The organism is Dolomitihabitans soli, assembly GCF_022213955.1.
Taxonomy (GTDB): domain Bacteria; phylum Actinomycetota; class Actinomycetes; order Streptosporangiales; family Streptosporangiaceae; genus Streptosporangium_A; species Streptosporangium_A soli.
In genome coordinates this window covers 14,905-36,957 of sequence record NZ_JAKNTW010000014.1, presented here as the reverse complement: position 1 = coordinate 36,957, position 22,053 = coordinate 14,905, and the positions used below count along the sequence as shown (strand labels likewise).

At 69.8% G+C, this 22,053-nt stretch carries 21 protein-coding genes; 8 read left to right on the top strand and 13 right to left on the bottom strand.

Annotation, left to right across the window (positions count from 1 at the left end):
• Positions 1 to 39: 39 nt before the first annotated feature.
• From ygfZ to MBA17_RS27230, 7 genes are all read right to left on the bottom strand, one after another.
• Complete coding sequence (ygfZ, locus tag MBA17_RS27260; RefSeq protein WP_238499447.1) at positions 40 to 1,020, bottom strand: CAF17-like 4Fe-4S cluster assembly/insertion protein YgfZ; 981 nt, start codon at positions 1,018 to 1,020, stop codon at positions 40 to 42.
• 10 nt (positions 1,021 to 1,030) lie between these two features.
• A complete protein-coding gene (locus MBA17_RS27255; RefSeq protein ID WP_238499446.1) occupies positions 1,031 to 1,444 on the bottom strand; it encodes a Fur family transcriptional regulator in 414 nt (137 codons plus the stop codon).
• Positions 1,445 to 1,637: 193 nt separating this feature from the next.
• The gene (locus MBA17_RS27250) at positions 1,638 to 2,192 is read right to left on the bottom strand and encodes a GNAT family N-acetyltransferase (protein ID WP_238499445.1); all 555 of its coding nucleotides are present in this window, start codon (positions 2,190 to 2,192) and stop codon (positions 1,638 to 1,640) included.
• A 128-nt stretch (positions 2,193 to 2,320) separates the two neighbouring features.
• On the bottom strand, positions 2,321 to 3,274 hold the full coding sequence (locus MBA17_RS27245) for a DUF3500 domain-containing protein (protein ID WP_238499444.1): 954 nt from the start codon (positions 3,272 to 3,274) through the stop codon (positions 2,321 to 2,323).
• A gap of 364 nt (positions 3,275 to 3,638) precedes the next feature.
• On the bottom strand, positions 3,639 to 3,965 hold the full coding sequence (locus tag MBA17_RS27240) for a hypothetical protein (protein ID WP_238499443.1): 327 nt from the start codon (positions 3,963 to 3,965) through the stop codon (positions 3,639 to 3,641).
• Between the two features lie 610 nt (positions 3,966 to 4,575).
• A complete protein-coding gene (locus MBA17_RS27235) occupies positions 4,576 to 4,881 on the bottom strand; it encodes a DUF2470 domain-containing protein (RefSeq protein WP_238499442.1) in 306 nt (101 codons plus the stop codon).
• Positions 4,878 to 5,387: a heme-binding beta-barrel domain-containing protein gene (locus tag MBA17_RS27230; protein ID WP_238499441.1), complete on the bottom strand. Its 510-nt coding sequence runs from the start codon at positions 5,385 to 5,387 to the stop codon at positions 4,878 to 4,880. Before MBA17_RS27230 ends, MBA17_RS27235 begins: the two co-directional genes overlap by 4 nt.
• 117 nt (positions 5,388 to 5,504) lie before the next feature.
• Here MBA17_RS27230 and MBA17_RS27225 point away from each other — a divergent pair, with 117 nt between their 5' ends.
• On the top strand, positions 5,505 to 6,254 hold the full coding sequence (locus MBA17_RS27225) for an E3 ubiquitin ligase family protein (protein ID WP_238499440.1): 750 nt from the start codon (positions 5,505 to 5,507) through the stop codon (positions 6,252 to 6,254).
• 10 nt (positions 6,255 to 6,264) lie between these two features.
• The gene (locus MBA17_RS27220) at positions 6,265 to 6,627 is read left to right on the top strand and encodes a DsrE family protein (protein WP_238499439.1); all 363 of its coding nucleotides are present in this window, start codon (positions 6,265 to 6,267) and stop codon (positions 6,625 to 6,627) included.
• A 254-nt stretch (positions 6,628 to 6,881) separates the two neighbouring features.
• Here the strand turns inward: MBA17_RS27220 and MBA17_RS27215 are convergent, their stop codons facing one another.
• From MBA17_RS27215 to MBA17_RS27195, 5 genes are all read right to left on the bottom strand, one after another.
• A complete protein-coding gene (locus MBA17_RS27215; protein WP_238499438.1) occupies positions 6,882 to 7,595 on the bottom strand; it encodes a type 1 glutamine amidotransferase in 714 nt (237 codons plus the stop codon).
• Positions 7,585 to 8,814, bottom strand: coding sequence for a Mur ligase family protein (locus MBA17_RS27210; protein WP_238499437.1), 1,230 nt, complete (start codon positions 8,812 to 8,814; stop codon positions 7,585 to 7,587). The genes MBA17_RS27215 and MBA17_RS27210 overlap by 11 nt, the downstream gene beginning before the upstream one ends.
• 11 nt (positions 8,815 to 8,825) lie before the next feature.
• Positions 8,826 to 8,996 (bottom strand): hypothetical protein, encoded by a 171-nt coding sequence (locus tag MBA17_RS27205; protein WP_238499436.1) that lies wholly within the window; start codon positions 8,994 to 8,996, stop codon positions 8,826 to 8,828.
• A gap of 10 nt (positions 8,997 to 9,006) precedes the next feature.
• On the bottom strand, positions 9,007 to 12,030 hold the full coding sequence (locus MBA17_RS27200) for an ATP-binding protein (protein WP_238499435.1): 3,024 nt from the start codon (positions 12,028 to 12,030) through the stop codon (positions 9,007 to 9,009).
• Between the two features lie 78 nt (positions 12,031 to 12,108).
• Entirely contained in the window at positions 12,109 to 14,073 is a 1,965-nt protein-coding gene (locus MBA17_RS27195) for a hypothetical protein (RefSeq protein ID WP_238499434.1), read from the bottom strand.
• Positions 14,074 to 14,581: 508 nt separating this feature from the next.
• Here MBA17_RS27195 and MBA17_RS27190 point away from each other — a divergent pair.
• The 3 genes from MBA17_RS27190 (at position 14,582) to MBA17_RS27180 (ending at position 18,068) form a co-directional block, all read left to right on the top strand.
• Positions 14,582 to 15,658 (top strand): hypothetical protein, encoded by a 1,077-nt coding sequence (locus MBA17_RS27190; protein WP_238499433.1) that lies wholly within the window; start codon positions 14,582 to 14,584, stop codon positions 15,656 to 15,658.
• A 620-nt stretch (positions 15,659 to 16,278) separates the two neighbouring features.
• Positions 16,279 to 17,568, top strand: a complete 1,290-nt coding sequence (locus MBA17_RS27185; protein WP_238499432.1) for an NsdA family TPR-like regulatory protein — start codon at positions 16,279 to 16,281, stop codon at positions 17,566 to 17,568.
• 20 nt (positions 17,569 to 17,588) lie between these two features.
• On the top strand, positions 17,589 to 18,068 hold the full coding sequence (locus MBA17_RS27180; RefSeq protein ID WP_455432866.1) for a hypothetical protein: 480 nt from the start codon (positions 17,589 to 17,591) through the stop codon (positions 18,066 to 18,068).
• Between the two features lie 73 nt (positions 18,069 to 18,141).
• On the opposite strand, the gene MBA17_RS27175 is transcribed toward MBA17_RS27180, so the two are convergent.
• Entirely contained in the window at positions 18,142 to 19,101 is a 960-nt protein-coding gene (locus tag MBA17_RS27175; protein ID WP_238499430.1) for an ADP-ribosylglycohydrolase family protein, read from the bottom strand.
• A 330-nt stretch (positions 19,102 to 19,431) separates the two neighbouring features.
• On the opposite strand from MBA17_RS27175, the gene MBA17_RS27170 reads away from it, so the two are divergent.
• From MBA17_RS27170 to MBA17_RS27160, 3 genes are all read left to right on the top strand, one after another.
• Positions 19,432 to 20,088 (top strand): hypothetical protein, encoded by a 657-nt coding sequence (locus tag MBA17_RS27170; protein ID WP_238499429.1) that lies wholly within the window; start codon positions 19,432 to 19,434, stop codon positions 20,086 to 20,088.
• Positions 20,088 to 20,735 (top strand): hypothetical protein, encoded by a 648-nt coding sequence (locus MBA17_RS27165; RefSeq protein WP_238499428.1) that lies wholly within the window; start codon positions 20,088 to 20,090, stop codon positions 20,733 to 20,735. Before MBA17_RS27170 ends, MBA17_RS27165 begins: the two co-directional genes overlap by 1 nt.
• Before the next feature lie 549 nt (positions 20,736 to 21,284).
• Positions 21,285 to 22,052: a hypothetical protein gene (locus MBA17_RS27160; RefSeq protein ID WP_238499427.1), complete on the top strand. Its 768-nt coding sequence runs from the start codon at positions 21,285 to 21,287 to the stop codon at positions 22,050 to 22,052.
• Position 22,053: the final 1 nt, after the last annotated feature.

Genomic DNA, 22,053 nt, shown 5'->3' with positions numbered 1-22,053 from the left:
GCTGGCGGTGTGGCAGCCGAGACGGCAGGGCGGCGGGCTTCAGCGGATCTTGCGGCGGAGGGACGGGTCGATCGAGACGTTACGGCCCGCGTCCGGAGGCACGATGACCTCCTGGGTGGCCGCCACTCCGCCCGCGAGCAGCGACTCGTCGACCGGAACAGCGCGCTTGACCACGGCCAGGGCGATCGGCCCCAGCTCGTGATGGCGGGCCGAACTCCCGACGAAGCCGACCTGGTCGCCCGCCAGGGTCACCGGCGCGCCGTGCGGCGGCAACTCGTTGACGCTGCCGTCGAGATGCAGGAAGACCAGACGGCGCGGCGGATGCCCGAGGTTGTGCACCCGGGCGACGGTCTCCTGACCCCGGTAGCAGCCCTTCGAGAGATGCAGCGCGCTGCCGATCCAGCCGACCTCGTGCGGGATCGTCTTGTGGTCGGTCTCGAAGCCGAAGCGGGGCCGGTGATCATCGATCCGCAGCGCCTCGTAAGCCCACAGACCGGCCGGCGCCAGCCCCAGCAGACCGGAAAGCCGGTCACGCGGCAGCAGGACGTCGTCCCCGACCGCGATCGCCCCGGCCGGCGGCTGGAGGTCCTTCGACAGGTGCGACACCACCGCGAAGTCGGCGGTCACCTCGCTCACCTCGACGCGCAGCATGAAGCGCATCTTGTCGAGCCAGGCGACCAGCGCCGCACCGGCGCCGGGCTCGACGTGCGCCCACACGGACTCGCCGTCGTCGACCAGCGTCAGATGGTGCTCCACCCTGCCCTGCGCGTCGAGCAGCAGGGTCTGGGTGGCCTCGCCGGGCTTGAGGGTGTCGAGCTTCTGGGAGCTCAGGTCGTTCAGCCATTTCAGCCGGTCGGGCCCGGCGACCCGGACGACCTCGCGGTTGCTCCGGTCGACGGCCGCCTCTCCTGCCAGCAGCGCGCGCTGCTCGGCGAAGGGGTCGCCGTAGTGGGCCGCGACGTCGCCGTCAGGTGCTCCGGCGGCTACCGCGCCGGGCGTGTCCAGCAGGGGGCTTCGCATGCCCACCAGGTTACTCGCAGCTGCGGCAACGCCCGAAGACGGTCAGGTGATGAACGTCGGTGACGAAGTCGAGCTCCTCGTCGAGGGTGGTCACCAGGCCCTGTACCAGCTCGGGACGGACCTCCGTCACCTTGCCGCAGGCACGGCAGACCAGATGCACGTGATCGGCGTCCGCGGCCAGGTGGTAGGTCGGCGCACCGTGCCCGAGATGCGTGTGCGTGACCATGCCGAGCTCCTCAAGGAGCTCCAGCGTGCGGTAGACGGTCGAGATGTTGACGCCCCGCGCGGTCTGGCGGACCCGGGAACAGATCTCCTCGGGCGTGGCGTGCTCCAACTCCTTGACCGCTTCGAGCACAAGCTGGCGCTGCGGAGTCACGCGATATCCCCGCGCGCGGAGCTCCTCATGCCACGACGTCTCGGTCATGTCCAGAGTCTAGGTCGTGTTGTGCGTCACGTGTCCACGATCGGACATCACGCGATCGAATGCGGGCGAGGGGGTGCGTGCCGAAGAGAACGGTCCCCTCGCCCGGCGACCGGGTGTCCCACCCGGGGCGGTCGGCGAGTGATCCCCGACGCCACCCGCGGCGGCGGGAACCACGTTCAGCACGCGGACGAGGTCACTTGCGCCACTCGTTCTCAAGCATCGCGTAGATGACCTCGTCGGTCCACTCGCCCTTGACCATCTCGTTCTCCACCAGCTGGGCCTCGCGGCGCATGCCGAGCCGTTCGAGGACTCGGGCGGAGGCGGTGTTGCGGCCGTCCAGGCGGCCGACGATCCGGTGCAGCCCCAGCCCCTCGAAGCCCAGGCGCAGCATCTCGCGGGTGGCCTCGGTGGCGTAGCCGTGCCCGGCGAACGCGGGGTTGAAGATGTAGCCGATCTCGCCCTGGCGGTTCTTCTCGTTCGTCCAGATCAGCACGACCTCGCCGGCCAGCTCACCGGTGTCACGCGGGGTGACCGCGATCTTGATCCCGTCGCCCTCCTCCCGCAAGTCGGCCTTCTCGACCGCCTTCCGCAGGGCCTCCCTGGAGGTGTCGAGGTCGCGTGCCTCCCAGTACAGGTAACGGGCCACCTCGGGCAACCGGTGGTAGGCGTGGTAGGCGTCGAGGTCATCGAGGGTGAAGGCTCTCAGAACGAGCCGGTCGGTGGTGATCGGGAGGTTAGGTGTGAACACCCGTGCAGTGTAGGGAAGCGACGGACGAGCCGGCACGCCGGTTTTCGGCCGGGCCGTCTGCCCGAACACACCAGAAACAGCGTGGAGACGGCGCACCTCGTCGGCGGCGCCGTGGCGGCGCCGGACGATCAGTGGTGGTCGGCGTAGTGCCGCGCGAGCAGGTCCTCGCCCCAGTCGTTGCGCAGGTCACGCCATACCGAGTGGATGTGGTTGGCGTCGTCCTGCGTGTTGTCGTACTCCAGCAGGAACGTGGGGGCGGCGACGCAGTAGTAGTGGCCCTGGCCTCGCTGGTCGGACCCCGCCCATGCGAAGGTCACCTTGTCGAGGCCGGCGTCGAGCGCGTCCCGCCAGCAGGTCTCGCCGTACCAGGCCGGCGCGCGGTCGAAGTACCGGCGGACGAGCCGTTCGAGCAGGTCCTTCGACGACTTCTGCATGTCGGCGTAGGCCAGGCCCCTGGGGATGACCGCGAGATCGGCGGCGGGGTCGTTTCGGGTGAGGACGTCGTCGGGGGCCACCTCGGCGGTGATCGCCACCGAACGTTGACGGGGGGCGAGGTCGGCGAGCAGGGCCCGGCCCAGTTCCTCCTCGTCGACGAGCAGCCGCAGACCCTTGTCGGGACCGGTCAGGACCATGGCCGGCTCGGCGCCCAGGAAGCTCGGGGTGACGGCGATCGAGTCGCCCACGACCGTGACGTGCACCGCGAGGTGGTGCCCGTTGACCCGCCACGCCCACGGGCCCTCGCCGGCCGGGTCGCCGAACACCCGGAACCAGTAGCGATCACCATCGATCTCGTCGACGCCGGTCATCAACCGGCGTCGGACCCGCTCAAGCTCCACGACGCCCCGCGCCGTACGCGCACCGGTCACGCCGCAACCGATGTCCAGCAGGGCAAGGGCCAGTTCCTGCTGCGCGGACGTCATCTCGACCAGCGGCAGCCCCGGACGAGGGCCGGGAAGATACGACCACTGGGTGCGCTCCGACGAGTCGAACACCGCCGACGCGGCGGCCGTCCGCTCGGCGTCGAGCGAGCCGAGGAACCGCAGGACCGCGTGCCGCATCGCCTGGATGTCAGGGGAACTCATGAAGGTCCTTCAAAGACGGGAGGTGTCGTGCCTACCGCACTTTACGCGTTCCCCGCTTTTCCAGCAGACCACGCGGACGCGGCAGCCGTCACCGTCCGCGACCCGGGCCACGCCTGCGCGGGACGCGAACTTCCGCGCGGCCGGCAACGCGCGGGCCCGCTCGGGCAACGCGTGGATCGCTAAGTCACGGTGCGCGACGCAGTCGACTGCACCCTCACCGCGACGCCCGCTCCCGGCACACGGATGGGGGTCGAGCGGCCCGCCCGGGCGGCTCGACCCCACGTAGCGTCCTCGACCTGATTCGAACCGGCGTCTCTACCAGAGCCGCCTACCCGCCATGGGCGGTTGGCCGGTCAGGGCTGCACTAGGCCCTCCGGCACGCCTGGCCCTGCACCCACAGGCTGCCTTCGGCCCAGCCGTTCTGGCAGTGGTAGGCGGCCTGGGAGTTGCGGTCGACGATGGTGACGTCGGACACCGGGCCCCACCTTCCGGTGTCGCAGTCGCGTCCGAAGACGTTGGGCAGGTCCGGGGACACCTCACCGCAGGTGATGGTCTCGGCCGCCCGCATCGTCGGCGCGTCGTGCGGGGCGGCGCTGGCGGCCGCCGGGGCGGCGGTGGCGAGGGCGGCCGCGAACGCACCGACTGTCAGAGCTTTCCTGGCGCCCCGGCATGCCCGCCTTGTCGCAGTCATGTCTTTCTCCTTTCGTGAGCCGGATGCCGAGCGTATACGAATAGTAGCAGTGCGTATACAGAGAGTAATGATTGCTGGTGGCGTTCGATTGGTGGACGGCGCTGTGACGCGCGGAACGCTGATTCGGCGACGAGGACCAGGCGGATGAGGCCGTCGAGAGCGGCGACCGCAGCCCGATCGCGGGAGCAGCCGGCCGCGTAAGCCGAACCGACCCACGGGGGCGGTCGCCGAGCTACGCGCCCGGGTATGAGCCGCTACACCGGGCGGCCGACGTGGCCTTGGGCCTGCTCAGAGGGGGTGCTAGAGCTGTTGCGGGGGTGTCCGATCGAAAACTGTTTGCATGGATTGCCTCGGTTTCATAAGGTGCAAATACGCCGAAAGGAGGTGGTCCAGACAATGGTTGATCATTATCGGACTAGCGAGGTGGCTGTCCGCTAGGACTCGCCGACTCCGGACCGCGTTCGGACGTTTGGCGACGTCCGGCGAATCCATGACACCACCGGAACCCCGGGCTGCCGGAGGGCGTTACGTACGCCCACTGGTCCATCCGGCCCCCCTGAATTCCCAGGGGGAGCAGGCCCGGGGTTCTTTTTTGTCTGAACCCGGGCGGCTAGTGCTCGCCCCGCGCCGGGACGCCGAGCACGGCGCACGCCTCGCGGTAAAGGCGCACGACCTCGGCGCGTACCTGCGCACGCTCGGTGAGGGTGGCACCCCACGGCACGCGCACCGGCACCTCCTCGCCGTCGACAACGACCGCGAACTCGATCGCCTCCGCGTCGACGCCCGTGGTCCGCGCGGCGGTCGCCGCCGGGCGGTCGCCCAGGGCACGGCAGATGAGCAGCGCGTCGTCGGCGTGGTCGTCGTTCATATGCCGTTTGATGGCCTCGACCACGTCGGGGGTGAACACGGTGCTCATGATTCGTCACCGGTGAAGTCGGCCACCTTCTTCAGGTCGGCCGACATGTGCGACTGGAGCGGCTGCCCCATGGCGGCCATGTCGTAGGCCCACATCAGGTTGCCGTCGACCAGCCCGTAGAGCCGGTGACCCGCGGTGTACTCCTTGGCGGTCACGGTGCGGGCCACCACGTCGGTGCGCAGCTCGATCTTGTTGAAGGCGACCTCGCCGACGTAGATCTCCACGATGCCCGTGGGATGCGAGAGCAGCACCTCCAGCTGCCGATCGGGCAGCGCCCGCCAGAAGCCGGTCTCCGTGGCCAGCGGCCTGACCCGGTCGCCCGCCTCGTCGAGCAGCCAGGTGCGGCTCAGGTAGCTCAGGAACGGCTTGCCGTTGTGACCGAAGACGATCTCCTGGCCGAACTGGAGGCTCTCGATCGTCGGATATCCGCCGACACCGGCGCCCTCCCAGCGGCCGAGCAGGAAGGCGATCGGCTCAAGGTTGGGATGCAATTCAGGTACGCCCATAGGACATGAGCCTAGAGGTTCGCACCCGTGCCACCGCCACACCTTCACTCCGTACTTGACCTGTAACCCATAAGTTAGATGGACATATCCGTACGGCCGACACAGGAGATCCCCCCGATGATGCTCTTCCGCATCCTGCTGTTGCTCGCCGGAGCCGGGCTCGTCGGCTGGGCGCTCTACGAGATGTACCGCCAGAAGGTGATGGCGGCGACGCCGACCATCGGAGCCGGCGACGTGCATACGATTCTCGACGGCGACCGCGAGGTACGGGTGGAGGTGCACGGGACCTCGGCGGCCGGTCCGGCCGGAGTGCTCAGATCACCCCTCACCAGCGCCCCCTGCGTCTGGTATCGCGTGAAGATCACCCGCAAATACACCGAGTGGGAGCGCGACAAGGACGGCAACCGGAAGCGCGTGTCCAAGGAGGAGTCCGTCTACGACACCCAGACCGCCGACCCCTTCCTGGTCACGGACGTGAGCGGGAAGGTGCTGCTGTACCCCGCCAAGAAGCGGCCCGACGGGGCCACCCAGGCGCTGAACCAGTACGAGGGCGCGCGCGGCCCGCTCGGCGACCTGGCGGAGTCGCTGGGCATCCGGCTGCGCAGGGACACGCCGTCGACCGACGGGCACCGCTTCCACGAATGGGTGCTGCCGGAGGGCTCGCCGCTCTACGCCCTCGGGTCGGCCCAGACGATGAACGGCCAGCCGGCGATCTGCGAGCCGAGCAGCCCGCCGTACATCATCTCCACCAGCAGCGAGGATCAGCTGGTACGGCGGTCGCGGCTCACGGCGGTGGCCACCTCCGTGGGCGGGGTGTTGCTCATGATCGGCACGGTCACGTGGTGGATCATGGTTCCGCAGGCATAGGGTGTCCGATATGGCACGATCACTGGTAATCAAGGTGACTGCGGGCGCGGATGATCCCGAGCGCTGCAACCAGGCTTTCACGGTCGCCGCGGCGGCGTTGGCGAGCGGGGTCTCCGTCTCGCTCTGGCTGACCGGCGAGTCGGCGTGGTTCGCGCTGCCGGGACGGGCCAAGGATCTCACCCTGCCGCACGCCGCTCCGCTCGGCGACCTGCTCGACGCGGTGCTCGCGGGGGGACGGCTCACGGTGTGCACCCAGTGCGCGGCGCGACGCGAGATCACGGTCGACGACCTGATCGACGGCGTCCGCATCGCCGGCGCGCCCACCTTCGTCGAAGAGGCCCTCGCGGAAGGCGCCCAGGCCCTGGTCTACTGACCGCCCAAACCGCGACCAACGCGGGAACGGCGGGCAGAGGGCTGCGAACGCGGGAAGAAGGCGGCCAGGCCCTGGTCTACTGACCGGCCGGACCGCGAGCCGCCGCGCCGCCAACGCGGAAACGGCGGGCAGAGGGCTGGCTGCTACGCGGGAGGGCTGCGGCCAGACGCTCGTCTACTGACCGGCCGGAGCGCGGACCGCCGCGCCGCTCCGCCAACGCGGAGACGGCGCGCGGAGACCGCGGGCAGAGGGCTCTAGCGCGGGAGGACCGCGGCCAGGCGTTCCTCGCGGAGGCGGTCGAACCAGCCGTCGTCGAGGGGGGCGAGCGGGCCGGTGGCCCAGCCGAGCAGCAGGTCGGCCAGGCCGGGGTTACGGGCGAGCGCGGGGCCGTGCAGGTAGGTGCCGACGATGCGGCCCGAGTGGCAGCCCTCGGTGCCGTCGCCGTTGCCGATGCCGACGAGGGTCCGCGACAGCGGCCGCACGTCGGGACCGAGCTGGGTCACGCCCATGTGGTTCTCGAAGCCGGTCAGCGTCGGAACGTTGAGGGTGGCGTCGACCTCGGCCACCAGTTCGCCGACCGCGCGGGCCTGGCCTCTGACGCTTGAGATGTCGAGCAGCCCGATGCCCGCCACCGGCTGCCCCTCGTCGCCGCCGAACGAGCTGCCCATGATCTGGTAGCCCGCGCAGACCGCCAGCAGCGCCGCGCCGCGCGCTATCGCGCGCTGGAGTCCGCCGTCGCGGCGCAGCCGTTCGGCCCCCAGGATCTGCGGCCGGTCCTCACCGCCGCCGATGAGATAGATGTCGCCGCTCTCGGGCACCGGATCGGCGGAGCGGACGTGCACGATCTCCACGTCGATCCCCCGGCGGCGGGCCCGCTGCTCAAGCACGAGCACGTTGCCCTGATCGCCGTAGGTGCTCAGCAGATCGGGATAGATCCAGACAAGCCGTAGGGCGCTCTCAGACTGCACGGCCGAACTCCGCTCGAATCTGCTGGAATGCTGTGTAGTTGGCGATCACGTCGACCTTGCCCGGAGGCTGGGCCGCCAGCGCCTCGTTGAAGCCGCCGGTGAGCTGGAAGGGCACGCCCGCGACGTCGAGCCGGAGGGCGAGGTCGAGCCGCCGCTCGCCGGTGACGTATACCGGCCGGCCGCCCAGAATGCGGTAGTCGACATCCCACAGCCAGGAGGTGTCACGCCCGTCGGGGCCCTGCGCGTTGACCGAGAGGATGATCGGCAGGGCCGGGTCGGCCACGTCGAACGCCTCCAGCCAGCCCGCCGGGTTCTTGGCCAGCAGCAGACGAGCCTGCCGGCCCTCGCGCTCGACCGTGGTGTAACGCCCGGCGACCGACCTGACCTCGCTCAGCCTCGGCAGCGCGCGCTCGGCGGGCAGGCCGAAGACCTCGACCACGGCCAGCGCCATCGCCGCGTTGGCACGGTTGGCCAGGCCGGGAAGCTGGATGTCGAGCCGGAGCCGCTGCCCGCGCGGGTCGATCACCGCGTCGTCGTCGAGCACCCAGTGGGGCTCGGGCCGGTGGAAGGTGCACTCTCGGCAGGCCCAGTCGCTGTCCTTGCGGTCGAGCGGGCCGCCGCACTCGGGGCAGCACCAGGAGTCTTCCTTCCAGCGCTGCCCGGCCGCGACCCAGGTCACCTCGGCGGCCGTGGTGGCGGCCCAGGTGACCAGCGGATCGTCGCAGTTGGCGATGACGTGCGCCGCCCTGCCGGTCAGGGCACGCCGCCACTTCTGCGCGAGCAGCCAGATCTCGGCCGCCCGGTCCATCTGGTCGCGGCTGAGGTTCATCAGGCAGACCACGCCGGCACCGGTCGTGTCGAGCACCTCCGGGAGGTACTTCTCGTCGACTTCGAGCACGCCGTACGGGGCTCGCTTCGACTGTGACAGTGCGGAGACGTGTCCGGCCGGCATGTTGGCGCCGAAGGCGTTGGTGGCCACCTCGCCGAGTTCGTCGAGGGCCGAGGTGATCAGGCGGGTCGTCGTGGTCTTCCCGTTGGTGGCGCTGACCAGCACGAGCTTGCGGTCCTGCGCCAACTTGCGCAGCAGGTCGGGCTCCAGCACCAGGCCGACCCTGCCGCCGATCACCGACCCGTCGCCGCGCCCGGTCATGCGGGACAGCGTGGCGGCCGTACGGCCGAGCACGCTGGCGACCTGCGCCCTGAGCGGAAGCTGACTCATGAGGTCCGATCCTAGCCGCGGATCGCCGTAGCCACCGCCCTCAAAGGGAAGATCACCTCTTTCCCGGACATTGCCCTCGGAGCGCAGGCGGCGAGCACGACCACGAGCGTCAAGGTGGCCATGGCGATCATTGCCGTCGCCACGGCCACGACGGCCAGAAATATCATCACTTTCCGTCGCACGTCGCTCACTCTACGCCATAGGGTGAGAAAAGGAGATCTCCGCCTCGGTGTCCGTTCCGTTGCCGAAGGGCGACACGAACCTGCGCGGCCACGACAGGACCGTCTCCAGCCAGCCCGCGGCCATGGTCTGCGCCACGTGCCCGACCCGGTCACGCGGCTCCACACCGATCGCGACGGTCAGGATGTCGCGCTCCACGGTCTCGTGCTCATCGTCGCCCAGGATCGCCCGCCACGCCAGCGCGCGGTTCCGGTCCACCTCCATGGAGAGCGGGTGGTGGCGCAGCGCCTTCGCCCGGTGGCCGAGCAACATGGCCCGCGGCTCCTCCCCCTCCGCGTACGGCCGGCCGTACGGGTCGGTGCCGAACAGCGGGTACTCCATCGGAGGGGCGGGCGTGCGCAGGTCGGGGGCGGGATGGCCGTAGGGGAAGAGCCGGTCCACCTCGTGCAGCCAGCGGATCTGCGGCAGCACCCAGGACGGCCCCGGGCGTTCGGCCGGCTCCCTTGCCCCCTCCGCCGGGGCCAGCAGCCTGACCGCCGTCGTGGCGGCCTTCTCGGTGAGCAGGTTCGGGTCGTAGACCGTGCGCAGCGACCAGGCGCGGCGGGCCACGCTGCGCTCCACGAGCGTGGCCAGCAGGCACTCGCGCCGCCTGGCGGGCAGCTCGGCCCAGATGTCGCCGAGCACCCTCGGCACCCCGGGCAGCGACCGGTTCGTGCAGTAGGCCAGGACCAGCGTGTCGGTCCAGATGCGCAGCCACGCCCACTCGGGGGCGTCGGCCAGCAGGTCGGCCTCGCGCAGCTCGAACAGGGTGCACGCCTTGCTGTCGCGGCACGCCGTCCCGCAGGCGTTCGAGCGGCGGCCGCGGATCGGCGGGATCGGGCCGAGCATGGCGCGCTCGCGGTGCTCGCCGAGCGGCACCTGGACCCGCAGCGGCCGGTCCATCCCGTCGGCGAAGACCGCGGCGGTGCCCGGCTGCAACGAGACGACCTGCCGCGACTGCTCCTCGCTGAGGTTCATCGCGGCCCCGACCAGCCGCCGGTCGTCCTCGGCGGGCAGCCGGTGCACGACCTTCAGCGCGGTGTTCTTGACCACGTCGGAGACCAGCTTGGTGGGGATCTGCTCGGCCACCACGATGCCCTCGCCGTACGCGCGGATCTCCGCGAGCATGCCCGCGAGCAGCTCCACCGCGTGCGTGCTCGCCCGGCCGGCGCCGCGGTCGCGCAGCAGCCGGTGCGCCTCCTCGATCACGATAACGTGCTGCAACCCGGTGGACCGCTCCTGCCTGGCGCGCATCCGCAGGTGCTCGACGATCCGGATGATCAGCGTGCCCATCAGGAACGCCTTGTCCTCGTCGTTGGCCACGTCCTCGATGGCGAGCACGACGTTGCGCTGGAGCAGGTCGCCGATGTCGGCGGGATGACCGCCCTCGAAGAACCTGCCCGCCGACCCGACCCGCAGGCTGCGCAGCCGCAACCGGATGAAGCCCTCCACGTCGGCCTGCACCTCACGGCCGTAACCGATCTCGTTGATCACGTCCATGGCGTGCGACTGAAGCTGTTCGAGCGTGGGTACGGCAGGCTGGACCGCGGCCCCCGGGATGCCGCCGCCGGTGACCACGTCCCAGCCGTTGGCCTCGTAGACCCGTTGCAGGGCCAGCGACATGATCTGCGGGAACGGCTCCTCCGCGTCGAAGGCGGCCATGAACAGCGCCCTGACCATGTCGATGTGCGCCTGCACGGGGTAGCCGGGCTCGGGGGCCAGCGGGTTGACGCTGAACGGCACGTTGTCCGGCGCGGAGGGGTTGATGACGGTCAGCGGGGCCAGGTGCTCGATCCGGCCGGCCATCGCGGCGTACTCGGACTTGGCGGGCTCGATGGCCAGCCACGGGATGCCCGCCTTCGTGAGCTGCTGAAGCAGATGGCGGACCGTCTGCGACTTGCCCGAGCCGGTCGCGCCGGTGACGAACGCGTGCCGGTTCAGCGTCGCGAGCGGCACCCGGAACGCGCCCACGGCACGATCCTGCCCGTCGAGGATCGCGCCCAGGTCGATCAGCTCCTCGCCCGGCGTGCGGGCGTCGGCCTCGCTGGTCACGTCGAAGAACCCGGCGTCGAGCACCCGCACGCCCGGCACCTCGCGGCGGGGCAGCCCGGCGAGCGCCGCCAGCGCCCCCGCCGTGGCTGCGAACGGCGCCGCCGCCCCGTCGGCCGGGTCCTGCAGGGCGACGGTCAGCGCCTCCGCGAAGCCGTAGACGGCCGTGGGGCCGCCGGACAGGGCGCTGCGCAGGCGGTAGGGATGCTGGCTCATCTCGACCGAGCCGACGAGCACGGGCGCGATCTGCCGTAGCTCCTCCGGGCCCGCCGCGCCGGCCAGCACCCGGACGTTCCACAGCCCGGCCTCGCGGAAGGCGTCGAGCTCCTGCATGCGCCGCTCGGCCCGCTCGGCGTCGAACCGGCTGCGCTCGGAGGCGTCGCCGTACTGCCGCAGGACGTTGAGCTGGGTGCGCAGGTGGGCGACCTCGGCGTCGAGCAGGTCGGTCGGCTCGGCCACGACCATCCACGCGAACGGCCGCGACATCAGCGTGACCAGCGTCGACTCGAACAGCGTCGGCAACTTGATCTCGTCCGGATCGGGCTCGCGACGTCCGCCGAGCGGCGGCGCCTGACGCCCGGGGCACGGGGTCCACACCAGGTCGGCCAGATCGGCGAGCCACTCGTCACCGATCGGCAACCCCCGCGCCCCACCCGGGAACAGCAGCGGCTGCGGGCCGGCGAGCACCGGGTCCGGCAGCGTGTCCGAGGCCCGCCTCGGCGGGCGCGGCGGGGTCAGCGGGCCCGCGTTGGTGATCAGTTCGAGCGGCGCGCCCGACCCGCGCGACAACCAGCCGATCACGAAGGGCCGCTCCCGCTGCGCGGCCGAGAGTACGGCGGGCAGGACCGTGACGAAGTCCCACTCCGCCGACGAACTGCGCGACGGTGCGGCGATCGCCTGGACGCGGTACCACGGCCCGCCCAGAGGGTGCGTAACGCTCGGCTGCATACGACTCCTGCGTTCTGTCAGACGCCACAGCTACCGTCAGCGCCGAATCAAGCTGCCACGTGCACTTTGGCGATTCTCTTACCGGCGCTTGCGCCAGTCGAGCCTCGCGGGCGGCGGCCCCAGGTTGGGCGGGATCGGATCGTCGGGCTCCTCCTGCACCTCGATGTCGGGGCCCTGCGGCTGCTCGGGGACCCGCAACAGCGCCTCCCTGACGTCTTCGAGCTCGCCCAGCGTGGTCTTGGGGAAGGTGAGGATCGCCGGGTTTGCGTCGGCCAGCCGTACCCGTCTGCCCTCGGTGGTCGCGTCGGTCACGATCACCGAGGTGGTCGGGAGCTGCTGGAGCCGGTGCGGCTCGACGAGGAACTCCCTCGACCGGTGCAGCACCCGCTCGGTCTCCCCCATCGCCTTGGTCGCCGCGCGGCCCCACTCGGTGGAGGCGGTGATGTCCTCCAGGAGGTCGGGCGGGACGGTCTCGCGCTCCTCGCCCTCGCCCTGCTCATGATCCACCACGGTGGAAGTGTAGGCGGTGTCGAGCCCGTCTACCGCGGCTCCGATGGTCTCGGTGAGGTGGGCCAGCTCCAGCCGGTGCTCGGTGCCGACGTGCTCGCTGGCCACCCGCGCGTCCTCGGCGTTGCCCAGCCGCATGAACGCCACCGCGGCGTGCCCCCTGCCGAGCCGCTCCCTGACCGCCGGGGTGAGACTCCGGTAGGTCAGCACCAGACCGGTCCTGGACGTCTCACACGCGTCCATCAGCCGGTCGAGCACGTCGCCGCGCAGCTTGTCGGCCCCCGCGACGATGATCGTGTGGTACCACGGCCGGTCGGAGGCGGGCGACTGGCGCAGGATGTGGGTGAGGGCGGTCGTGACGTAGGTGCCGAGCACCCGATTGCCGAAGACCCCCGACTGGCGGTCCATGCTGACCACCCGGAGCCGCGCCGGCGGCAGCCGTACGGCCTCGCTGCCCAGCGTCTCCAGCTTGCGGAGCTGCGACTCCATCGCCCACGCCCGCTCGATCACCACCCGGTCGCTCACCCCGCGCCCGAACAGCGTGCCGATGCGTTCGAGCTGGGTCGCGGTGATCAAACCGAAGCGCAGGTCGTCACGGGGATCGCCGACCTGGGCCAGCGCCCGCAGCGCGGCGGTCACCTGGTTGATCGTCGCGTTCTCGCCCAGGACCTCCAGCACCCGCTCCAGGATCGCGTTGTCGAACGACAGATCCCGGGTCGTGCGCTGCTCCTCACTGACGCTGACCACATGCGCGAGCACGTCCGCGAACGCCTCGGGGGCCAGCGTCGCGCCCAGGTCTAGCCGCGGCAGGTCGACGGGGAGCACCCAGACCAGCGGATCGTCGCCGCCCCGCTTCGCCAGCTCGATCAGGTCCTTGGCGATGGCGGCCTCCGACAGGTCGAGCACGGTCAGGTGCCCGCCGCTGTACAGGCGGGTCGCGCCGATCAGCGTGATCAGCGCCGACCAGCCCGGCAGGGTGCCGCCGGCCACGTCGATCCGGTCGATGTCGTCGGGCACGGCCACGGAGTACCACGTGACCTGGCGGTCGAAACGGTCCTTCTTCTCCTGCCACTCCCGGTAGCGCCGTGCGTGCTCCTCCTGCGCCTGGAACAGCTCGTGCTCCCGCTCCTCCCGCTGCCGATCATGCTTGGCCTGGTGCTCCTGGACGCGGTAACGCACCGCCCGGTCGCCCTGGTGGATCGCATAGCTGCAGATCGCCGCGACCCCGCCCGCCGCCACCAGCCCGATCGCCGCGAACGACCAGCTCAGCAGCTCGCTGACGCCAAGGCCGAGAATGAGCAGGGCCAGCACCAGCATGAACGTGCGAAAGATCTTCACCGGACGGTTGAGCAGATCCTCCTGCAGCCGCTCCTTACGGACCCACTCGGGATCGACCGCCTCGACCGGCCCGGCCCCCTCCATCGGCGACGGCCGACGCGGGGGCGGACCGGGATCAGGATGGAGCAGGACGTATTGCCAGCCCAGGTAGATTCGGTCCGCCTGGAGCTGCGCGTGCTCTGGATGCACGTCCGCCACGGGGACCTCCGGCCGCCTATCGTCGCCTCACGTGACAGCGTATAAAGGCCGCCCACCTTTGGGGCACGGTTCCCCCCAATCAACCGTATTTCCCCGCCACCCCTACCCCACCCCCCCTGCGGCCCCCACCAGCCTCCTCAACCAAGCCACCGCGGAAGTACGGCACGCCAGGCCGGCGCTACTCGCCGTAGGCAGTGACGCTCTGCGGGTTCATGGCGCTGTGGACAGGGTGGCCGGAATGCCCGCCTGTCCGTACGGCACGCCAGGCCGGCGCTACTCGCCGCAGGCGGTGACGCTCTATGGGTTCATGGCACTGTGGCAGGGTGGCCGGTCGCCGTTACCACTGGATCGCTGGAGCACTTCTTCGGTTCACGCCCGTCGGCCCAGGCGCATCAGCAACCCAGCGCCCCGATCACGCTGGACCAGCGGGCCGGCGCTACTCGCCCTAGATGGCCAACCGCGTGCGAGCCTTACGAGATCCTTATCGCTCGGTTGACAGCATCCGATCATGTCCGCCGAAAGTGCTCGCGGTGCCGCCGGGACGTTCTCGCTTCCGATCCAGGCCGCAGCCCTGGGACTGATCATCATCGTGATGGATCACGTGGCGCTCGGTGCGACACAAAGCGACATCCTGCAACTCTTCCGTGAACTTCGCGCGGAAGACAACATGTGGCTCGACGCGTCCGCACAGGAGGAACTGCAACGGTTCGCCGAAAGCGGCACAACGGGGACCCTCCCATTCGCGATCTTCTTCCTGGCCGTCGCGCCCCTGTACGCATTCGCGACCATCGGCCTGCGGCGCGGTACGCACCGGTCCACGGCTGCCGGCTTGTTCCTCACCAACACGCTCACCCCGGTGTACCTGGTGGCGCTGGTGATCGTGTCGCGCTGGGAGTACGGCGGTGCCCTCTACGAGTACGTCTCGTCGTCAGACGCCGAGTTAATCATCGATTCGTCGACCCCCGACTGGTACATCCCGGTGCGCTTCGCGGTGCTGGGCGCGGCGGCGATGGCGTACGCGGTGACCGCCTTCACGGTGGCCAGGCTGGCCGCGGCGCGGCTGCGCGACTGGACGGCGCCCAGGGGCGCGGCGCTGCTCCTCGGCCACGTGCCGCTCGCCGGACCGATCATCACGGTGCTCGGCTTCGCGGCGATCGACCAGGCGTACCGCATCTCGGGAATCAAGGTCGCGACGGTCGAGCAGGGCTACTTCGCCATGACCACCGAGGCCGCCTGGTGGTACGCGACGCTGTTCGCGGTCGCCGGCGTGATCATGTGGGCGCTGGCCTGGTGTGGGCGCCACGCCGGACGTGCTCACCTCCTGCCGGCCGGGCTGGGGATACTCACGGCGCCCTTCCTGCTCCTCCTGCTGATGGCGTCGGTCTTCACGCCTTTCGACAACGGCGTCTATGAGGACGTCGCCGACGTCCTCGGCACCGGCCCGGTTTGGTACGTCCCCGCACTTCTCACCCAGACCTCCCTCACCACCGTGACCTTCGTCGCGAGTATCGCGGTGACGCTGCTGGGCACCCGGCGCACCTCCAGCGAACGTGATCTGCCCAGCGCCAATCCGGCCCCCAGCTGACCTGGCATGGGTTGGATGGCGTGTCGTATCCCCCCACCATTTCTCCTGAACTATCTGGATCGGGACGCGTCAGCAGCGTCTCGCCGCCGATCCCGCGCGAGGGATGGCGGGTCCGGGCCTGAAATGGGGGCATCTCGCAGGCCCGGACCCGTGGGCGCCTCACGGATCAGTTCTCGGGCACGGCGTGCGACTTCGCCTGGTGGAAGTTCGTGCACCGTGACGTGGGTCCTGCCGCGACAGGCATCGAGTCTCTGCGAGGCCAAGCCGTACCTCCCGATGTTCTGGCTACCGGTCGTCGCCCGCTGAACCGGTGGCCTGCCCGTGGCGATCGGTCACCGAGACGGCACGTGGCCCGCTTGGTGGATCCGGCAACAGGATCGCGAGTGCGAGGCACGGAATCGGCTCCCGGATGGGGCTCCCAAGTGAGAACATCGGCTGTGAGCGGGCGATCACAGACCGTGCACTTCGCGCGCTGACCGGAGGGCATCGGCATGAGGACACCGGGTGGAGACCCACGCGAGGTCGTCGCCGTGCTCCTTGGTGATCCACGTATGCGCGATGCCTGCCGTACCCATGACATGCAGACCGTTCTGCGGCTGATCCACAGCCGCGGGGTGAGCGTGCGGGCCATCGCCGGCGCGGCGGGGCTCAGTGCCGGGCGCGTCCATGAGTACATGACGGCCACTCGGAGAGTCGCCGGATTCGAGCTGTTCGAGAGGATCAGTGATGGTCTCGGCATCCCGGGGCACCTGCTCCGGCTCGCCGACCGGCCATGGGAGCAGGCCTCCGCCAGCCGGGTCGTGAAAGTCTCCGCGAGCTGGACTCCCTCGCGTACCGTGGAAGCGATCAGCCTCTTCACGCGGAGGGATCTCGTGCTCGATCGACGCGACGCGACCAAGACGATCGCCACGCTGCTGGTGGGGACGCCGCTGATCGAGTCAGTGGAGAACTGGTTGTCCCCGGAGCGTGTGCCGCCCGAGAAGGGGCCGCGAAGCGCCGTCGGCACCGAAGAGGTCGAGCGCATCGAGCACGCCGCCGAGATGTTCCGATCCTGGGACGACCAGTACGGCGGCGGCCTCCGGCGTAAGGCAGTCCTCGGGCAGCTCAACGAGGTCGCCGACCTGTTACGCGACTCGCATCCCGCGCACATTTCCCGACGGCTCTTCCACGTCATGTCGCAGCTCTCCCAGACCGCCGCGATGATGACCTGGGACAGCGGCGAGCAGGCGAAAGCCCAGAAGTACTACATGCTCGCGTTGCGGGCCGCCAAGGAGGCTGAAGATCCCTGCTGGGGTGCCAACATCCTCGCTTCCATGGCCCGGCAACTGCTCTGTCTCGACCGTCCCGACGACGCGCTCGAACTGATCCGCCTCGCGCAGGACGGAGTGCGTGGCCGCGCCACTCCCAGGATTCGAGCCATGCTGCACACCCGGGAAGCCTGGGCCTACGCCAAGCTCGGCAGAATCCAGTCCTTCAGGAGGGCCACGGGCAGAGCAGAAGAGGAGTTCGGCCACGGCCGTCGGGCCGAGGATCCCGCATGGATCCGATACTTCGATGAAGCCGAACTCTCGGGCGTCACCGGTGGGCGTTTACTGGAACTCGCCGAACAGGATCCCGTCCACGCGCCCGAGGCGCGGAGCCGTATTGAGCGGGCGTTGGCCTTGCGGCGTCCCAACAGCATGCGCAGTTATGCGCTCGACCAGGCCGGTCTCGCCGAGGCGTATTTCATTTGCAGCGAGTTGGAGCAGGGTGTTCTGGCCGGGCGGCGGGCCATGGAGGTGGCCCAGCGGACCCAGTCCGACCGCGTGCGAGTCCAGGTCAACGATCTGTACAGGAAGACCGTGCCGCATATGCGGGAGCCTGCCGTTCGGGACCTGCGCGACCACATACGCTCGTATCTCACCTCATAGGCTGTCAGGAGAAACTCTTGGTGCGCATCGCTGTCAGCGGCCATATGAACCTGACACCCGGCACCGTTTCGCTGGTGCATGACGCGCTGCGCACGTTGCTGGCCCCTTATGCCGAGAATGGGCTCGTCGGGGTGAGCTGCATCGCGGCCGGCGCCGACCAGATCTTCGCCCAGGTCGTACTCGATCTCGGCGGACGGCTGGAAGTGATCATCCCCTCCGCCGATTACCGGGATCGGAAGGTGAAACCGGATAACCTCACGGCTTTCGACCATCTGGTTGAGCGGGCGGCGAAGGTTCGCTACATGCCGTTCCCGGAAGCGAGCAGAGATGCCTACGAGGCGGCCAACTCGGCCCTCTTCGACGCCGCCGAACGCCTGGTCACCGTATGGGACGGCAAGCCCTCGGGTGGACGAGGCGGCACCGCCGACGTGGTCACCCACGCCAAGTCCCTCCGCCTGCCCGTCGACATCATCTGGCCAAACGGAGCCGAACGCAGCTGACCGGCACGCCTGAGGCCACCTCCGCAATTAGTACGTTAATTGCCAAAGTTCCGTGGACACACCACGGGTTCCGTCAGTCGAAGTCGTCGCCCGGTAAGGAAGCCCGTTCCACCAGGTCACGAGCGAGCTTGAGCAGGTGGGGCATGTGTAGGGTTCGGCCACCGCTTCCGGGTAGCGGAACATGCAAAGGCTCTGTCCAGCGGGCCGGAATCGCGGCCAAGCCGTAAACGGCCCCGGCCAGGCCGCCGGTGACCGCGGCGACGGTGTCAGTGTCGCCGCCCAGGTCGATCGCGGTACGGATCGCGTCCTCGTAGCTGCGGGTGGTGCGAAGGGCCCATACGGCTGAGCCGAGGCACGGCCAGACGGCGCCGTTGAACTCGGTGGCCTGGCTGGGATGCCAGTGCGCGTCCAGGATGGTGGCGTAGCGCTCACGGTGGTCAGGATGCACGGCGGCGAGGGTCTGCGAGAGGGCATTCAAGGGGTCGGCGCCGTCCAGGGCGACACGCACCAGGTCGTGAAAGATCGCGGTGCCTTCCCAGGCCGCAGGGTCGCCGTGGGTAAGGGCGGCGATCCGGCGAGCGGCGTCCATGGTGCCTTGCCGCCCATGGCCGGCGAAGTGCACCGCGGAGGGGGCGGCCCGCATCAGTGAACCGTTGCCGGCCGCTCGGTGGCTGCTCCGGTAGTGGGCGGCGGCGGCCTGATCCCAGGGCAGACCGCGGGCCAAGACGTCCTGCGTCTGCAGTCCGATGTCCTTCGGCTCATCGGCCGCCCACCTCTGGAAGCGAGCGAAGATATCCGGCAGGTCCAAGCCGCCGCGCTCCAGCAGCGATTCAGCGATATGAACAGCCATCTGTGTATCGTCGGTGGCCTCCCCGGCGTCCCAGCCACCGCCCCCACGCATCTCGTCGCCGGCACCAGGTATCGGAAAGCGGGCGGAGAACGCACCCGCCGGACCGAATTCGAAAGGGGCACCCAGCGCGTCGCCCACAGCCGAGCCGACGACCGCGCCGGCGGCACGCTCCACATGATTCACAACGACAGGCTACTGAGCTGAGCCTCTCATCCGCCCGCGGTTCGGCGGGTCTGCCCAGAGTGGTTGCAAGCCAGAGTTACCAGCGAATCCTGTTGTCGTCGCCGAAGCCGTCAGCGCGCATGTGCTCGTCATCCCCAGAACGTGGGCCGTCCTCAATGGGCTTGGCTGAGCTGTCCTTGGCACTCACGCGTGGGTCCGCTCACACCGGGCTCGTCGGTTCGTACCGAGCGCTCCGGTGGCGGTGGTGAGCTGCGGGATGGGGTAGGGCGTGGCGGTTGGCGGGTGGCATGACAGCGAAGACGCGCACCGGCACCACTACCATGCTTGGTTATGACGTCTCCTCCCGGCGGCGGCAGCCGAAAGAAGCGCCCGGTCCTGGTGCCGGTCGTCGCTGTCCTACTTGCCACAGGCATGGGGGCGACGGCCGTACTGGGAGGACTCGACCAGGTGCCGGACCCGCCGCCAAAGCAATTGGGCGCGGGTCAGTTCCTCGACCAGGGCCTGTATCGCACCCAGTTCGTCGGCGCGAAGTCCTACGTGACGCCTTCCGACTCCGAGTACGTCGACGACAAGCGGTTCCTCGACCTGGAGTTCAAGGTCATCAACCTCGGTCAGGACACGGACGTGGTGGGGGGCCCATCCGATCCGGCCCGCCCCTCCGTCTGGAGCGCGTTCGCCAACTCGGTGTTGCGGACCACGCCTCCCGTCAAGGGGAAGTACGGCGCGGACACGTTCGTGTTCGATCGCGGCGTGCGGAGCAAGCAGCTGCATCCGGGCATCACCAGCACCGTCGTGGTCCGCTACCAGCTCGAGCTGAACGCCGAGGTTCCCGAGAAGCTGACGCTCGACGTGGGCGGGCACGAGTACGTCGCCGGCTTCAACGATCCTTCCTCCAAATGGCAGTTGCTCTCCAAGGAAGTCAACGACAAATACATTCCGGTCACGGTGGCCAAGGTCACACTTCCCGTGCGCAAGGAGGGAGCCTGATGGTCACCGCCACTCCCCCTGCCCAGGAGACCGGCCGCCGGAAGACGCGCGGCAAATCCACCCGCCGGCGGGCCGGTCGGCTGTACGGCGCGGTAATAGGGCTCGCCCTCGCCGCCGCGGCTGTGGGTGCCCAGCACTACGTGCCGACCCTTGCGGAGCGGGGTGAACCGCTCTCCTACTCCGGGGCCCTCAAAGAAAATGTGGACGCCACTCGCTTCTCCGCCCGGGTCGACTCGGTGACGGCGGCTCGTTCGATCCAGATCAAGGGCGCGAGGCAAGACGGCGAGAAGATTACGTCCGATCATCTCTTCCTCATCGTGAGCGCCTCGGCGACCGTGCCGCGCGACCCGATTCACGTTCAGGGCACCCTGCTCACTGGCAGGGATCAGAAGTTCGCCGCCACCGACAAGGTCGACTCCTCTTACACGCTGAGCTATCCGTGGGTGCAGCCCGGCTGGTGGGCGAAGGGCGTCTATGTCTTCGAGGTGCCGGCCGACGTCCTGGCGGGATCGAGGCTCATCGTCACCTTTCCGCCTTTGAGCGAGCCCTTCCCGCCCCAGGCCGAGATCGACTTGGGGCTCGACGACGCGGCGGCCAAGAATCTGGTCGCCACCGCCAAGGACACCTACGAGTTGGCACGTAACTGACCTATGGACGGAAACCGGCAGAACCCGCAAGACCAGCGCGACGATCGCGACTGGTTCTCCCCGCCACCCGCTGAAGCCGAGTCAGCCCCACCACCGGCACCTCCCCAAGAGGCCACGCCACCGCCACCGCCCCGACAGGCCCCTCCGCCACCGGCACCGCCCCGAGAGGCCACGCCACCGGCACCCGCGCGCCAGGCACCAGCGCCACGTCGGCGTCGGACGGCTCCACAACCTCCGCAGGCGTCGCCCCAGCCGCCGCAGGGGCCTTCAACTCCGCAGGGGCCACCAGCCTGGCCGACCGCGCCACCGACCCCGCAGGGGCCACCAGCTCCGCAAGGGCCACCTGCCCGGCCGGCCCCGCAGGCTCCCAACCAGCCACCCCCGCAGGCCCCCCCGCGGGCTGGGCCGCCGTCGCCGGCTTCCAACCCGGTTCCCCGGCCGGCGCAGCCCCAGCCTCGATCACCCAGGCCGCGCCGTCAGGGAGCCCAGCAGCCTCAGCAGGCGCCGCCCCAGCCGCGCCCGCCTGCTCCCGGCCGTCATCAGGCGCCCGTGCCGCAGGCGATGTGGACGGGCCCTCCCCCGGACGTCCCGCGTGGCATCCGGCCGGATCAGCAGGTCTGGCCACCACGGCAGGCCGCGCCGATCGAGCTGGACGAGGACGGCTCGACTCAGCCGTTCCCGGCTGTCAGCGGCGTCGCTCCGCCGCCCGCCAACCGGCCGGAGCCGCCGCAGCCCGCTCCCGAGGCGCCCGCGCCCGAGAAGGCACGCCCGCGCAGGACAGGTCTCCGGATCGCCCTGGCCGCGGGTCTCCTCGCCGTAGCCGTGGCCGCGCCGACGATCGACGGCTACCTCACCATGCGGGTCAGCCAGCCGGCCGACATCATCCACACCGTGCCGGCGGGCCAGGCGTTGTCGTTCATGCACGTCTCCTGGAAGGCCGCCATCGAGCGGATGGAGCCCCCCAAGGGCGCCCGTCCGGCGGGCCCCGGCCGTACCTGGCTGAAGATCACCGTGAACCGGACCGCGCTCGACCACGAAGGGCTGCTGCGCAGCGGCGACCCCGAGTTCCAGTTGAAGCACGATGACGGCCGCACCTGGATGGCCTCCGTGCTCGACAACAACGTGCCGCTCGAAACCGCCGACGGAAAGATCGGCCAGAGCTACCAGTACAACGTCATCAGCATCGTGCCGATCGCCGTGGCCGACCAGGTGCGGCTGCACCTTCGCCCGAGCACCTATCGCCGTGACCAGCCGGTCGAGGATCTGTTCAAGGAAACCGACGAGAATACCTACGACGTGCTGACGTTCGAGCGGTGAC